Below are 15,719 nucleotides of genomic sequence, written 5' to 3'. Positions count from 1 at the left end.
GAACTAGATCAATAAATAGTCTCAAATAAACGACTCAATTACGCATTTTGTATGCGAGATATCTGGTTTTCTACATCAATTAAATGACCCGTTTTAAGCCATACTTTTGCACCATTACTTCCCGCTTTAACGTTAACGGAGCTATTGATAGGCACTCTTAACCAACTGTTTTTTACAAAAGTATCGGCTTGCTCATCAAATGAGCCTTCTAGTACTAAGAACTCTGCTCCACCTTTTGCGCTTATAACCATGCAGGCGTTGGGCTTAAAGTGCAACAAGCTTACGTCTTCAAAGTCGTCTTTGTATAAAGGGGTTACGGCAACATTTTTAAAACTAGGGTGCGCCGTACTTTGCATCAAATCTGTTTGTAAACCCACGTGGGTTCTATCATCTGGCTGAAACTGCCATAACTTTACAAATATAACGCAGCCATTTTCAGACCCCGGTTTGTGCTTTGATTGCGGTGGATTACGGATATAAGAACCTGTCGGAAAGTCACCATGCTCATCTTGAAATACCCCTTCAAGCACAACAAACTCTTCACCGCCTGTATGTACATGCGGCGAAAATTCACTGCCAGGTGCATAACGAACAATGGTCGTTGCGCGAGCAACTTCGTCGCCCACTCTATCGAGCGCTCGTCTATCAACACCCGCCATTGGCGATGCAACCCACGGGAGCGATTCGCTATGTACCACAACTCGTTTACTAAAATCGGCAGCTATTTTCATATTTGGCTCCTAAGCGTAACTTCACTTAAATTTTAAACTAATAATCTAACTAAGCTGCAACACTTGGGCGTTTTGCTACTTTTTCTTGCCATGCAACTAAATGGGTTAACTCATTCGGGATTGCTATTTGTGCAAATCCAGCAAATACCAGCCCAGCATACAATGTAATATCAGCAATACTAAACTGCTCACCGCCAACAAATGCCGATTGCGCTAGTACATCATTAAAATAGCTAAACCCTTGGCGCGCTTTTTCGCCTTGTTTTTCACCCCAAGCCACATTTTGATATGTTTCAAGCTCAGGACCTAAGCCATCAGTTGCATGATGAAAGTAAGTTGCCACAGCGTCAAGCACCATAGATTCTGCACGCTTTTGCATCATGTTAATTACTGCACGCTCTTTTGCGGTTTCACCCATTAAAGATGGGCCTTCAAATGCGGTATCAATATACTCAGTAATAGCGGTACTTTCTGATATAAACGTGCCGTCATCTAGCTCTAATACGGGTACACCTGCTAATGGGTTTTTAGCTAAAAAGGCTTTTGTTCTGTGTTCACCATTTAATAAATCAACAGCTACAAACTCAACACTTGAAGTGGCATTTTTTTCAGCTAAAGCGATACGAACACGAAGTGGATTTGGAAAGTTTTCTACATCATAAATTTTCATAGCAATCTCTACCTTTATTGTTTAGAAGTGAATTAACGGCGCAACCTACCTACCGATAGGTAATTTATAATATTAAACTAAATTTAAGTCAACGTTTAAATTTTTCTGATTTATGGGATTTAACTTAATTCATAATAAAATTTGGGGGTTGCTTAAAAGTAAAAACACTTGTAAATAACTACCTACTGGTCGATAATTTTACTGTACCAATTGCATTAAATAAGCGTTCTATTATTGCGCTAAGAAAATAGTGCAATAACAAAGCGAAAGTTATGACAACTAGTTGTTATTTATTAATAATTTTTAACGCGGTTAGTAAGTTGTTTTATGCGATACAATGATCATGTTTTAATAAAATTGGTATTGCTACGGATAGGAAATATTAAAAATGAGTAAAAAAGAAGCTTTATTAAAAGCAGCTGAAAACAAGGTGCGCCTTGGCGGGTACAGTAATTTTAGTTTTAGAGAGCTCGCCAGCGAAGTCGGCATTAAAAGCGCCAGTGTGCACTATCACTTTCCAACTAAGGCCGATTTAGGTGCAGAGCTTGCTCATCAATATACTGATTCTTTTTTAGCTGCGTTAGGCGAGCCAAGCGAGCTTAAAGCAAGCGGTAAAAATCCTATTGATGTGTACATACAGCTTTTTAGAAGTGCATTAGTAACCGATAAAAAAATGTGTTTATGCGGGTTGCTAGGAGCCGAAAGCGATAGCCTTCCAGATAAAGTACGCCTTGAAGTAAAACGCTTTTTTAATCAAAACCTAACATGGCTTAGCGCTGCGCACTTAGCTAATGGTGAACTCAACCCTACTAAAGCGGCTATTCAAACAGTGAGCTTGCTTGAGGGCGCTATGATGATAAGCAAAACGCTCGACGATAATAGTTACTTTGAACTTGCAACTCAGTAATACCTAAATTTAGTACACAAAAAAAGCGAGCTATTGATTATCAATAGCTCGCTTTTTTAATGCTTGAAATAACTTATGTGATTATTATACCGCTGTTGGTTTAACTTTATGCTTAGAGTGCACAATTGCTAAAACAATTAAGCCAATCACTGTTACTACAGCGCCAATAGGTTTACCTAAATCGCTTGATAAGTTAAGGCCAATTGCTGCAGTGCCAATATAAGAAACCGTTACCGCTGTTGCTATAACAGCAGGAACGCTGGCAATCCAATGGAATGTGCCACGGTCAAACAAGTACTTAGTGGCAAGCCATAATACGCTTGTAGAAAGCAGCATGTTTGAGAATGCAAAGTAGCGCCAAATTAATGAAAAATCGAGCTTCGTCATAAAGTACGCAATCGTCAGTATAGGAACAGCCAATAATAAGCGGTTACGTAAACTTTGTGGAATATTAAACGCATCAACAACAGTTAAACGTAATGAGCGGAACGCTGTATCACCAGAAGTAATTGGGAATACGGCTACTGCAATAATTGCCATTATACCGCCAAATACGCCTAAGTAACTGTTAGCTACATGGTTTACTACTAAACCTGGACCACCTTGATCAAGCAATGCTTTTAAGCCTGCGTAACCCTCTGGGAACGCTGCAATACCAGCAAGTGCCCATACACAACCTACAATACCTTCACACATCATAGCGCCGTAATAAACTGGACGTACGTATTTTTCGTTAGTTAAACAGCGCGCAATAATAGGCGCTTGAGTAGAGTGAAAACCACTAATAGCACCACAGGTAATTGTTATAAATAACAATGGCCATGTTGGTAGTCCATCTGGATTTGGCTCTAAAAAGTCATGTGCGTGATCAGCTTCAAAGTAAGCTAAAAAGTCACTTGGTACCGGTAAGTGCGGCGCATTAATAAGTAATGAAATAGCAATTGCCACTGTCATTACAATCATTAGCGCACCAAAAATTGGGTAAAACTTAGTGATAATTTTATCAATTGGTAGCAAGGTCGCTAAAAAGTAATACGCTAAAATAGCAAGTACCCAAAAGGTGTTGTTTGCCAGTATTGTACCTTCAAAAAAATCAAGGTTACTTAGCAAACCTGCAGGGCTCATAATAAATACTACACCTACAAAAAACAGTAGCATGGCAGTAAATACAAGCATAAAGCCTTTAAATACGACGTTGTAATAATGGCCTGCGATTTCTGGTAGGCTTTTACCGTCTTCTTTTATACTCATTACACCTGAGAAGAAGTCGTGTACAGCGCCACCTAAAACATTACCAAGTACAATCCATACTAGTGCAACTGGTCCGTATAAAGCACCTAAAATTGGGCCAAATATTGGGCCTACGCCAGCAATGTTTAAAAACTGAATTAAAAATGCTCTTACAGGGTGAATAGCGACGTAATCCACACCTTCGCTAAAGCGTTTTTGTGGTGTGTCAGCAGTTGAATCCAAACCGGCTTGTTTTTCAACAAATGGGCTGTAAAACTTATAGCCCAGTATTAAAATAGTGAGGCAGATAAAAAAGATGATCATAAAGCACGTTTCTCTTTTTGTATTTGTATTATAGAGCGCATTGTGTGTCGCCCCGCCTTTTCAATCCGTGAATAATCGACGAACAATAACAAAGCTTCAACCCTCAAACAATAAGACGTTTAGCTAATACAATAATCGATATAAGCCACTATTTACGCAACCTGCACACTTAACGTTCCACATTGAATATTTATTACACGCGTCTTATTTTGGGCACAAAAAAAGCGGTTAAACTTTTACGTTATAACCGCTTTCACACACAATGTTTTTTAAAGTGGGTTCATAAACTCACTAATTTGTTGATGCGTTAAAGTAGGTGTTGCGCCAGAACTTTCGGCGACCATTGCTCCAACGGCACATGCAAAGTCTACGGCATATTGCGCGTCGTCGTTGCTACAAAGCTGATAAATTAACGAACCTAAAAACGAATCCCCTGCGCCAACAGTGTCAATTACGCTAATTAAATAACCTGAATTATAAAAATTATCGCCTTTGATTGTTAATAAAGCACCGTGGCTACCTTTGGTTACACATAAGTAATCGGTATTTGTTTGCTGTGCTATAAACGCTAAATTTTGTTCAAGCGAATGAAACTTACAACCCATCGCTTTTGCTATTTCGTATAGCTCTTCATCGTTTAACTTAATAAAGTCTGCTTTATTCATTAAATCTACAAGTGTTTCTAACTTGTAATGCGGCGCACGTAGATTTACGTCAAATACTTTAAAATTTGCTACATCAACGAGTTGATTTAACGTTGCTAAAGACGCTTCGCTTCGCCCAATTAGGCTGCCAAATACAAATACATCGCTACTTTTAACTTTACTAAGTAACTCATCGGTAAGCGCTATATTATCCCACGCAGTATCTGCCACTATTTCATAACTTGCAGAGCCACCATTGTCGAGTGTTACCTCAACCGTGCTAGTTTTTTTATCACTGTTAATAGCAATGTACTCGCAGCTTACGCCCTTGCTAGTAATTTCGCCTAGTAACTCAGCGCCTAACTCGTCGTTACCAACAGCGCTGATCATGTCGGCTTTAATGCCAAGTGAGTTAATACGCACACACATATTAAGTGGCGCGCCACCTAAGCGTTTACCTGAATCAAAACAATCCCACAGCACTTCGCCAAAACAGCTAACACTTACGTTTTCGCTTGATTTATGATTAATTAAAATGCTCATAATTAGTTACTCTTTTGCTCAAGTACGTTTTTCATAATGGCTTTAACTTTACTATTAGGTGCATACAGCGCAGCAATCGACTTTTTATATTCAGCAGTAAACGTTTCGTTATGCTCAAGCTTACCAAACAAGCTCGTTAACTTTAAAAATGCAATCGGGCTAGTTTGAGTCTCTTGCGCGTAAGAATTAAGCTCTTTGTGCATCGCATCTTGAATTTCAAGCTGCTCGCCGTTTTCACTTAAACCTTTATCGCTGTATAAACACCAAGTAGCAATAACAAGCGTTGCCAGTGATACATCTCGACCTTGTACTAGGTTTTCGTTAATTGTGGCAATTAAAAACTTAGGCAGTTTAGCTGAGCTTTCACTACAGATACGCGCTAGGCTGTCTTTAATATTAGGATTAGCAAAACGCTCTATTAACGTATCTTTGTAGCTTTCAAGGTCAATGCCTTCAAGTGGTTCAAGATTTGGGGTTACTTCTTTATCCATAAAAGCACGTAGGTATGTGGTAAATAATTCATCCGATACCGTTTCGTCAATAGTGCCATAGCCATGGATTGAACCTAATAAACCAAGTACAGAATGCCCTGCATTAAGTAAGCGTATTTTCATGGTTTCATAAGGCGTTACATCAGTAACAAACTGTGCACCAACAACGTCCCAATTTGGGCGAGAGTCACTAAATGTGTCCTCTATTACCCATTGTGTAAACGACTCACAGGTAATTGGCCACTCGTCGCTAACACCATATGCATCAACCACGTAATCAATATCACTCTTTTTAGATACCGGAGTAATACGGTCAACCATCGCATTTGGAAACGATACGTTTTGCTCAATCCACTCACTTAGGTTTTTGTCTTGCTCTGTAGCAAAGGCTAAAAGCATTTTGCGTGTTACGTTACCGTTGTGCTGAATGTTATCGCACGACTGTACTGTAAACGCGCCTAGGCCTTGCTCTTTACGCAATTTTAACGCAGCAGTAATGTAGCCAAACGCTGTAATTGGGTCGTTTGGGTTATTAATGTCGTTAATAATATCTGGATTACTGGTGTCAAACTCGCCCGTTGCAGGGTTAAAGTTGTAACCGCCTTCGGTAATAGTAAGCGACACAATTTTAGTATCGCTGTGCGCTAGCTTATTAATTACCGCTTGTTTGTCCTCTGGAGCAAACAAAAAGTCGATCATTGAGCCAATTACTTTGTTATCTATTGTACCGTCTGGGTGTCTAACCGTAAGCGTGTAAAGGTAATCTTGCTGCTTTAAAATATCACGCAGACCACGGTTACCCTCTAAAAGGCCAACACCACATATACCCCATTGCTCAGAGCCCGGAGTTTTTAAAAGCTCGTTAACATACACTGCTTGGTGAGCACGATGAAAACCGCCCACACCAATATGTACAATACCGGCTTTAACTGCGCTACGGTCGTAGGTTGGTGTATCAACATGGCTTGGTAATTGAGCCAAGCTTTGTTGGTTTAGCCCTGTAACTAGAGCGTCAGTGTGTTGATGTTGCGTCATGGTGCGACCTTACTAAACAAAGATAAAATATAAATTACGATACTGTATTACGATGCTGTATTGAGTACTTTATGGCGTTTTAACGACCAGTACGCAGTAACAAAATAAATAACAGTACAAATAAAACAGGCTATTTCGAACTGCGATTTATTAGCGCTGTACATATTCATAGTTTCACTGAAAAACATCACTTGGCTGGCAAATATAAAAATAATAACCAGTGAAACCGTAGAAACCGCGTTAAGTACTTTTGTAAATACAGAGCTGTCAATTACTGGCTTTGGAATGTCTTTAGCCTCAGCAGCTTGATATTCTTTAATATCACGTTGCTCTTGCTCTTCTGCTTCAATCTCTTGTGTGTAATCGTCACCAGCGCCGTATTTTTTAGCTAAAAGCGTGTAAACAACAATGGTGAAAATCCATGTAGGAATAAACAAGTAGTAAAACGACATTACATCAATTGCGTTTAAGCCAAAGCCAAACACAAGTGCTAACGCCCAAGATGCTATAGCCGGTACGCTGCGGGTAATATTTTTATATTTAGCCCAGTAACGTGTTAGGCCAATTTTAGGAAATAACACATGCTCAGCAAACACAATGCCGCCTACTGGTACAACTAATAAGCCTGCGTAGGTAAGTAGCGGAAGCATTTGAGAAAATACAAATGGGAAACACGCAATAATTACGGTTACAACACCTACAATAGCGGTGGTGCGTTCACGTGATTGATTAACAAATATAGATTGTGCTGCAAGGCCTGCACGGTAAAGGTTTGCGTTAGCTGTAGTCCAACCGGCAATAATTACAATAACAAAACCAGTCCAACCTAATGCATGGTATGCAACATCGCCCGGATCAAGTGATGAAATAGTTGTTTTAAGTAATACCGCAACACCTGCGCCCATAATACCGGCAGAGATCCACGCTAAGTAATGACCAAAAAACATGCCCACACCAGAAAACAAGCCATAGCTTTTGCGTTTAGCAAATCTAAAAATAGCCATGTCGATTAAACCAAAATGAGTAATTGAGTTAGCAGCCCATGCAAAGCCAATCACTTCTAATAGGCCAATGCCCTTTTCACCATCGGCGTTGGTGCCCGTCCATATGGAGGAGTCGCCTATGGTCATAAAGTCGCTAAAGCTACTTAAAGAGGTAGAACCTAATACATGATTTGAAAGCTCAGGGAATAACGCGAACGAGCCTGCAATAAATATAACAAATAGCCACGGCGCACACAGCTTTGAAAAGTCAGCAACCGTAGAAAAGCCATACATCGCAACAAATACAACAATAGATCCAACAGCTAAAACAATGGCTACAAACCAAAAGCTATTTGGATACCAATCAAGTTGCGCAGGTATATCAAACAAAAACCGCACGGCGGTGGAGGATACCGTGATCATAGCGGCCGATATAACACTAAAAATAACCACGTTAGCCCAGTTATAGAGCTTGGTCATTGAGTTACCAGCAATTTTGTTTAAGTAGTTATATAAACTTAAGCGGGTTTCTACTGCAATGGGTGCAGTAATCAGCCACCAAGAACACATTGCTAACAGGTTACCTATTAATAAACCAAGTAGAATATCGATGGTTGAAGCGCCTAATGCAACAAACGTTGCACCAATAACAAATTCAGTAGCCGCAACATGTTCGCCAGCGTATAGCCCTGCAAAATGCTTCCAGCCGTGAAGCTTATTATTAGCAACAGGAAGTTGCTCTTCGTTTACATCTTTAAATGTGTGTGTGTGTGGACTCGTTGCCATGGTATTTCCTATTGTTAACAGCAAAATATTTAATACCTAAATACTTTACCTTTTATAATTTGGCCTATAAACGCATGATGTTTTGCCATGTTTTGTTTTATTTTTAGTAAAGCAAAACCATCTACATTTATATTTTGCGTTTGCTTGCCTGTCAGTGTGTAGGCGAGCAAATCACGTTTAAAACTTTGTTGATTTAAAAAGCCGCGTGTTTACTACTTTTTAAGTGCAGGGTATGCACTAAAAAAATCTTGCCAATGCGTTAAATGATCAACATTTGGGTAAGCACTGTGTACATGATTAACAGAGCCTTGCATATGTTGCCCACCGCTGTAATGCAGTACTTGCATATTGGCGTCAACTCCTGCGTTTACGCCTGCTTTACTGTCTTCAATTACTAAGCAATGCTCTGGCTTTACACCCATTTGTTTAGCTGCATGTAAAAATAAATCGGGGGCTGGTTTGCCACGCTTAACTTCGCTGCTGGTAAAAACCGTATCGCTAAAGTACTTGCTTAAGCTCACTACGCTCAACGCTTTTGCGGTGCGTGCTGGGCTGCTGCTAGTAGCTATACAAATAGGCACAGCTAAATTGTTAAGTACGTCTTTTATACCGTCAGTCGTGGTTAGTCCGGTTTCAAATTCGTTTAACAGTGCCTCGCGGTAGTCACCTTCAAAGCTTTCAGGAAGAGTGACATTAAATGCATCCGCTATTTTTTGGCTTACTGTTTTAAAGTTGCAGCCTAAAAAATGTTGCTGTACATAAGCGCGGTCAATCTCAACGCCTTTTTCAACAAGCATATTAATGAGTACTTGTGCGCTTAAAATTTCGCTATCAATAACAACGCCATCACAATCAAATATCACTAGCTCAATATTAGTATTCATCTTGTCACCTTATTCAAACTGTTTGGTTTAGCTAATTTAAGCATAACGAATTAAGCGCGATTAATATTGTGCAACTTTTTAGTACAACCCAACCATGGGCATAAGCCCACAGATTGAGCATATTCCCTTTATTGCGCGAATATGTCAACACGCTGTAAGTATAAAACGCACCAACGTGGTGAAAATACCGCCAGATAAAACTAAACACCTTTGTATTTAATAAATTTTATAAAAGCATATTGCGACTAAGGTCGTAGTAAAAAAATTACATTAATGTAAAAAGTGTATCTGCAAATTCATTTCATCTATTTTACAAATCACATCAATCTAATTAATCAGTTTTACCGAAGTTAATAAAATTAATACTATCGTTAACAGATTAACAGCCTGCACCACTGCCGGCACTTTTAAATAGATGAGGTCGACAATGAATACTCAAATAAACAAAACAAAATTAACACTCACTGCACTGGCACTTGCAATAGCATTACCGGCAAGCGCAGCAACAACTCTTACTAAAGATAACGGCGCGGCTGTTGGCGACAACCAAAATTCAATGACTGCTGGCGAGCGCGGCAGTGTATTACTAGAAGACGTGCAACTAATTCAAAAACTGCAACGCTTTGCACGTGAGCGTATTCCTGAGCGTGTTGTGCATGCTCGTGGTACTGGCGCACACGGTGTGTTTGTAGCATCAAAAGAGCTAGATGATTTAACAATTGCAGCACCGTTTGCACAAGCTGGTAAAGAAACAGACGTATTTGTTCGTTTTTCATCAGTAATTCACTCAAAAGGCAGCCCAGAAACACTGCGCGATCCACGTGGCTTTGCAACTAAGTTTTACACAGACCAAGGTAACTGGGATTTAGTAGGTAATAATTTACCTGTGTTCTTTATTCGCGATGCAATCAAATTTCCAGACATGGTTCACTCTTTAAAACCATCTCCGGTTGATAACATTCAAGATCCTAATCGCTTTTTTGATTTTTTCTCGTATGAACCAGGTTCTACACAAATGCTAACGTGGGTTTACAGCGACTACGGTACACCAGCAAGTCTTCGTAAAATGGATGGTTGGGGTGTACATGCATACAAAATGATTAATAAATCGGGTGATGTTAAATACGTTAAGTTTCATTGGGTAAGCCAACAAGGTATTGATAACCTTGACGCAAAAGAAGTAGCTAAAGTGCAAAGCCAAGACTTCCAACACTTAACACGCGACCTTTACAGCGAAATTGGTAAAGGCAACTTCCCTAAGTGGGATCTATACATTAAAACGCTTGATCCGTCGCAGCTTGATGATTTTGATTACAACCCATTAGATGCAACAAAAATGTGGTTAGACATTAAAGAAACTAAAGTAGGAACAATGACCCTAAACCGCATGCCAACTAACTTCTTCCAATCTACGGAACAAGTAGCAATGGCACCGGCAAACATTATTCCAGGTATTGAGCCATCAGAAGACCGTTTATTACAAGGTCGTATGTTTTCTTACGCTGATACACAAATGTACCGCCTAGGTGCTAACCACCAGCAATTGCCAATAAACCGTGCAAAAGTTGAAGTGGTTAACTACAACCAAGACGGCGCAATGAATATTGGTAACACTACAAGCAATGTGAACTACCAGCCAAGCCAAGAAAACGTAGCTGAAAACCCAATTGCACGTAGAAGTAACACAGAGCTAAAAGGCTTTGTACAACAAGCCGCGATTAAAAAGCAGCAAAACTTCGCGCAAGCAGGTGTTATATACCGTGGTTTTAGCAAGCAAGAACGTACAAACCTAATTAATAACCTAGCAGGCGATTTAGGCAAAGTGCAAAACAGCAGTGTTAAACACAAAATGCTTAGCCACTTTTACAAAGCTGATAGTGAGTACGGTACACGCTTAACTAAAGCTGTAAAAGGCGATATTAAAATGGTTAAACAACTAGCAGCTAACTTATAAGCAACTAGTTAAAAGCAATTAGTCCCAACTAAATAGCTATTTAAACCACAACCATGAGGAAGGAATAAACCCCTTCCTCTTTTATAAGAGGCAATGGTTATGCGTAATTTATTAATTATAGTCGCCCTACTGCTAAGCTTTACCAGTAGCGTTTACGCTCAAAATACATCAGATACACAAACACCCAGTACGCAAGTTGAAAACCAACATTCTGCAAAAACTCAATACCAAAGCTTATTTGCTTATTATTTTGCCGCAGCACGCACAAACGACACCGCAGTAATAGAGCAATTTGTAGATGCTGGTATTCCTATCGACAGCTACAACAACAAAGGCTACACCGCGTTAATGATTGCCACTTATCACGGTAATAAAAACACGGTTAACACGCTTTTACACTTAGGCGCTAATGCCTGTTTAGAAGATAACCGTGGCAACACAGCGCTAATGGCCGCTATTTTTAGAGGTGAATTTAGTATCGCTAAAACGCTCGTATCACTTGATTGCGATAACGCGCATCAAAACAAAGCCGGTCAAACAGCCGAGCAGTTTGCACAAACATTTGGTCAACAAAAAGTTATAGAGTTACTAGCGCAGGTAAATAATGCAAAATAATCTGCACGCAACAAAAAGCCCTAAAATAATAGGGCTTATTTTTAATAAAATTAGTCTTATGTTGCAGACACTATTTAAGGTTGTTTAGGCTTTTCTCGCGTTACAAAGTAGCAAATTAGCGAGCCCACTGTTACCAGCACAACCCCTTGCCAAAACGAAGCACTCAGCGTAATAGATAAATACAACGCCGAAATAATAGTAGAAAACACCGGTGTAAAGTACGAAAGCGTACCCAACAGCATTAAGTTACCGCCAATAATAGCTTGATTCCACAGTGCATAACCGCTCCCCACGACTACACCAGCTAATAGCAATGTTATGCTTGAGCCCAGTGAAAACGTTAATGGCGCTTCATTACTAAGACCATATTGCGCCCACAAACTCATTGCCGTAACAGCAAAAAATAACGTAATGGCATTTTTACCATTACTCAGCTTTTGCGTTACTACGCAATAAATAGCCCATATAAACGCTGCAGCTAATGCCATTAAGTAAGTAGCAGGATTATCAGCAAAGTTAGTAACAAGCGTATCGAGTGACATTTTTTGATCGCCCGTAATACACCAAGCAACGCCTAAAAAAGCAATGATCATGCTTGGGTAAACCCAGAAACTTACTTTTTTACGACCAATAATAATAGAGAGCAATATAGTCAGCGTGGGCCATAAATAATTAATAACCGCCATTTCCATTGCCTGATGACGACTATTTGCCATACCAATAGAAAGCGCCAAACAAATTTCGTACGCTACAAATAATAAAGTACCTACTACCAAGTAACGTTTTGAAAACCCACTAAACTTGGGCACTCCCATAACCAAAATTAAAAATATCGCACTGACAGAGTACATAGCCGCCGCACCACCAATGGGGCTAAACAACTCAGAAATATCCCGTAGTAATGCAACTAAGCAACTCCACAGTAATATTGCAGCGACTCCATACAGTGTATATTTATTTTTGCTTAAAAACTCCATATTAAACCTAAAGTACTACTCGTAAATTTGAAACTAAACTAACAGTAATTATTTAATTAAACAATAAGGGTCTGTTGTTCTTTCAAGGTTAAATTTGCAGCAGCCTGTTTGGTATTTAGGCAAGGCAGAGCCTATATAGTGTGGTTATTCCCCATTAATGGGCGATAACGTAGCATTAATGCCAAACAGGCGCTGCCCAAAGGGCTGACGAATCCCCAAAACGTGACAGGCACAGCAATTTATGATCTTATGTAAATCACCACAACCCACATAAGTCACAACTGCTATGCCTGACACATCAGTTTGCCATAAGTACTTTAAACATGCATTAGCGCCATTCAATAATGCCAGAGTAAAAACATTACTAAGCTGCAGTAATGCATTAATTTCGGGCAATAAACTTACCTTAACTGAAATCGGCAGAAATTTGTCTGGCGCTGTGGATGTAAAACATAAAATAAAACGCGTTGATCGCTTCTTAAAAAATACTCACCTCTACAATGAAAGGGTCGCTATCTATAAAGCATTAGCTCATCCTATTATCGACTCTTTACCAATGCTTGCAATTGCCGTTGACTGGAGCGGTGCCTGTGGTCACGACTATCACTTACTGCGAGCAAGCTTACTTGTGGATGGGCGCTCTATCGTGATTTATAACATGATTGTTGAGCAGAAGAATTTTGATAGCCCAGCAACCAACAGCCTGTTTTTAGATGAACTTTATGAAGTGCTTGGACGACATCCTAGTGTCTATATTGTAACAGACGGCGGCTTTCTTACGCCTTGGTATAGTAAAGTACGCGAACTTGGTTGGCATATGATAGGTCGATTAAGAGGCTCAATGAAGTGTAAACTAGCCATGCAATCACAATGGCATACATTAAAACAACTTAGGGCTGGTGCCAGCGATATACCAAAGGCGTTAGGTCAAGCAAGACTAACTCAGTCCAGCCCGACAGCATGCGATGCATTTTTACACGTATATCATGGAAAAAATAAAGGAAGAAAAGGAAAAAGCAGATTTACGAAAGATACAAAAATGTATCAAAACTTAGCGAAAGAGCCATGGTTACTCGCGACATCAGACAATACAATGACGAGTAAGCGAGTAGTTGGTTTATATAGTAAAAGAATGCAAATAGAGCAAAATTTCCGCGATGACAAAAGTTTGAGATATGGTTTTTCGTGGCGTTTTAGTAAAAGCACCGGCATAAATAGAATAGGAATATTATGCTTGATAGCCACAATAGCGAGCACTGCGTTATGGTTTATAGGGTGTGAAGCAGAAAAAAGAAAGTGGCATATAAAATTTCAAGCAAATAGTGTTAAGAATCGCCGAGTTCTTTCATTTTTAACCTTAGCCAAGCAAGTCATAAAGCTATGTAAGAGACGTATTACACAAAGCTATATAGAAAAAAGTTTAAAAAACTTTATTTCTAATTATCAAAAAGAGGCCGCTGGATAAAGTGGGGATCCCTCAGCCCAAAGGGTTCTTCCTAGGGGCTACTTACTCTTTGTTGCTCGGTTTTTACTTAGCCCACTAGGTTACAAACCTCGCACCGCGATTAAATAGCCCCTAGTTTGAACAAATTTTAATCCGCAAAGATCAACAGACCCTAAAGTTAATAGCTTAAACCTCTCGTTTGTTTTTAGCATTCACCTTTTTTAGTAATTGACCTTTTGGTCAGTAAAGCTACAATCAATCAATACGTTAAACACGCAAACTCTATAATGACCACACAAATAAAGCCAAATAAAAAAGAAGTGACACGCGAGAAAAACCAAAAACTAATTTTAGATGCCGCCGAGCAATTGTTTTCGCAATTAGGTTACGACGGAGCAAGTATGAGCATGGTTGCTAAAGAAGCGCAGGTGCCAAAAGCTAATATTTTGTATTACTTTAAAAGTAAGGATGGTCTGTACGAGTCTGTGATCGACCGCATAATAGCTAATTGGAACTTAGGGCTTGATAACGTCACAATTAACGACGATCCAGCTACCGTGCTTTATAACTATATTAAAAGCAAAGTAATACTCGCCGTAAATCAGCCAATGCAATCTCGCTTATTTGCCAGTGAAATACTGCGCGGTGCACCTTATTTACAAAACTACTTTAGAACCAATACCCGCCCTTGGGTTAAACAAAAGGTTGATGTACTTCAAGCATGGATGGACGCAGATAAAATGGATAAGGTTGATCCCTACCATTTGCTCTTTACTATTTGGTCTACCACGCAATATTACGCCGACTTTCAGGCTGAGGTTTTACTCGTAATGAACAAATTAGAGTACGACGAAACCGATGTGGCACAAATTACGCAATCAATTGCCCACATAATTTTAAAAGGTATTGGTCTTAAAATACCTGAGCAAAGTGAGACTTAACCCATGACATCCTTTACTACACCCGATTTATTTGACGATCATCGCGATAACGTGCAAGTAGCAGACAGCGGCCTTTATCACTTTGGTAAAAAAACCACGTTTTATGGCAAAGTAGTTACCGTTACCTGCCCAGAAGACAACTCTTTTGCCGCCGATATATTGCATGAAAATGGTAAAGGTAAAGTGTTAGTTATAAACGGGTTTGCGAGCAAACGCTTTGCGTTTATAGGCGATATTATGGCTGAGCGTGCCCTAAATAATGGCTGGGAAGGCGTAATAATAAATGGCTGTTGCCGAGATATTGAGATACTTGCCACGATGAACTTACCTGTAATGGCGCTAGGCTCTACACCGCGTAGTACCTTAAAGCGCGGCTTTGGTGATAAAAACCAAGCTGTTACCATGCTTAGCACCACTATTGAACCTAACGATTGGGTTTACGCCGATATTAACGGTTTAATCATCAGTAAAACGCCCCTTATTTAGCACTCAAAACCATATAAATAGAGACCAACTTGGTGCACCTACGCACCAAGTTGGTTTGTTTTAGCTCATTTTAA

General features: G+C 39.7%; 14 protein-coding genes. 6 read left to right on the top strand and 8 right to left on the bottom strand.

The window, feature by feature from the left end; translation table 11 throughout:
- Nucleotides 1–38: 38 nt before the first annotated feature.
- Together AOR04_RS19210 and AOR04_RS19205 are read right to left on the bottom strand one after the other, a co-directional pair.
- The gene (locus tag AOR04_RS19210) at nucleotides 39–731 is read right to left on the bottom strand and encodes a cupin domain-containing protein (RefSeq protein WP_096794361.1); all 693 of its coding nucleotides are present in this window, start codon (nucleotides 729–731) and stop codon (nucleotides 39–41) included.
- A 49-nt stretch (nucleotides 732–780) separates the two neighbouring features.
- Nucleotides 781–1,401 carry a glutathione S-transferase family protein gene (locus AOR04_RS19205; RefSeq protein ID WP_096794360.1) on the bottom strand — a complete coding sequence of 207 codons (621 nt, stop codon included), beginning with the start codon at nucleotides 1,399–1,401 and terminating at the stop codon, nucleotides 781–783.
- A 388-nt stretch (nucleotides 1,402–1,789) separates the two neighbouring features.
- Here AOR04_RS19205 and AOR04_RS19200 point away from each other — a divergent pair, with 388 nt between their 5' ends.
- Nucleotides 1,790–2,308 carry a TetR/AcrR family transcriptional regulator gene (locus tag AOR04_RS19200; RefSeq protein ID WP_007378853.1) on the top strand — a complete coding sequence of 173 codons (519 nt, stop codon included), beginning with the start codon at nucleotides 1,790–1,792 and terminating at the stop codon, nucleotides 2,306–2,308.
- An 84-nt stretch (nucleotides 2,309–2,392) separates the two neighbouring features.
- Here the strand turns inward: AOR04_RS19200 and AOR04_RS19195 are convergent, their stop codons facing one another.
- From AOR04_RS19195 to AOR04_RS19175, 5 genes are all read right to left on the bottom strand, one after another.
- Nucleotides 2,393–3,862 carry a carbon starvation CstA family protein gene (locus tag AOR04_RS19195; RefSeq protein ID WP_096794359.1) on the bottom strand — a complete coding sequence of 490 codons (1,470 nt, stop codon included), beginning with the start codon at nucleotides 3,860–3,862 and terminating at the stop codon, nucleotides 2,393–2,395.
- Nucleotides 3,863–4,131: 269 nt separating this feature from the next.
- Nucleotides 4,132–5,049 (bottom strand): carbohydrate kinase family protein, encoded by a 918-nt coding sequence (locus tag AOR04_RS19190; RefSeq protein ID WP_096794358.1) that lies wholly within the window; start codon nucleotides 5,047–5,049, stop codon nucleotides 4,132–4,134.
- Nucleotides 5,050–5,051: 2 nt separating this feature from the next.
- Nucleotides 5,052–6,575: a mannitol dehydrogenase family protein gene (locus AOR04_RS19185; protein WP_096794357.1), complete on the bottom strand. Its 1,524-nt coding sequence runs from the start codon at nucleotides 6,573–6,575 to the stop codon at nucleotides 5,052–5,054.
- Between the two features lie 47 nt (nucleotides 6,576–6,622).
- On the bottom strand, nucleotides 6,623–8,344 hold the full coding sequence (locus AOR04_RS19180; protein ID WP_096794356.1) for a purine-cytosine permease family protein: 1,722 nt from the start codon (nucleotides 8,342–8,344) through the stop codon (nucleotides 6,623–6,625).
- A gap of 212 nt (nucleotides 8,345–8,556) precedes the next feature.
- Entirely contained in the window at nucleotides 8,557–9,228 is a 672-nt protein-coding gene (locus AOR04_RS19175; RefSeq protein ID WP_096794355.1) for an HAD family hydrolase, read from the bottom strand.
- Between the two features lie 427 nt (nucleotides 9,229–9,655).
- Between AOR04_RS19175 and AOR04_RS19170 the strand changes: the two genes are divergently transcribed.
- Both AOR04_RS19170 and AOR04_RS19165 read left to right on the top strand, forming a co-directional pair.
- Nucleotides 9,656–11,182 carry a catalase gene (locus AOR04_RS19170; protein WP_096794354.1) on the top strand — a complete coding sequence of 509 codons (1,527 nt, stop codon included), beginning with the start codon at nucleotides 9,656–9,658 and terminating at the stop codon, nucleotides 11,180–11,182.
- A gap of 99 nt (nucleotides 11,183–11,281) precedes the next feature.
- A complete protein-coding gene (locus AOR04_RS19165; RefSeq protein WP_007378540.1) occupies nucleotides 11,282–11,797 on the top strand; it encodes an ankyrin repeat domain-containing protein in 516 nt (171 codons plus the stop codon).
- A 74-nt stretch (nucleotides 11,798–11,871) separates the two neighbouring features.
- On the opposite strand, the gene yddG is transcribed toward AOR04_RS19165, so the two are convergent.
- The gene (gene yddG, locus AOR04_RS19160) at nucleotides 11,872–12,774 is read right to left on the bottom strand and encodes an aromatic amino acid DMT transporter YddG (protein ID WP_096794353.1); all 903 of its coding nucleotides are present in this window, start codon (nucleotides 12,772–12,774) and stop codon (nucleotides 11,872–11,874) included.
- Between the two features lie 286 nt (nucleotides 12,775–13,060).
- Here yddG and AOR04_RS19155 point away from each other — a divergent pair, with 286 nt between their 5' ends.
- From AOR04_RS19155 to AOR04_RS19145, 3 genes are all read left to right on the top strand, one after another.
- Nucleotides 13,061–14,239, top strand: coding sequence for an IS4 family transposase (locus tag AOR04_RS19155; RefSeq protein WP_050484169.1), 1,179 nt, complete (start codon nucleotides 13,061–13,063; stop codon nucleotides 14,237–14,239).
- 266 nt (nucleotides 14,240–14,505) lie between these two features.
- Nucleotides 14,506–15,159, top strand: a complete 654-nt coding sequence (locus AOR04_RS19150) for a TetR/AcrR family transcriptional regulator (RefSeq protein ID WP_004334664.1) — start codon at nucleotides 14,506–14,508, stop codon at nucleotides 15,157–15,159.
- Nucleotides 15,160–15,162: 3 nt separating this feature from the next.
- Nucleotides 15,163–15,645: a putative 4-hydroxy-4-methyl-2-oxoglutarate aldolase gene (locus tag AOR04_RS19145; protein ID WP_007378542.1), complete on the top strand. Its 483-nt coding sequence runs from the start codon at nucleotides 15,163–15,165 to the stop codon at nucleotides 15,643–15,645.
- The last annotated feature ends 74 nt before the right edge of the window (nucleotides 15,646–15,719 follow it).

This window comes from Pseudoalteromonas sp. 1_2015MBL_MicDiv (genome assembly GCF_002407505.1).
Taxonomy (GTDB): Bacteria; Pseudomonadota; Gammaproteobacteria; order Enterobacterales; family Alteromonadaceae; genus Pseudoalteromonas; species Pseudoalteromonas fuliginea.
Note: the sequence above shows the minus strand (reverse complement) of the source record. Positions and strands in the feature narration are given on the sequence as shown.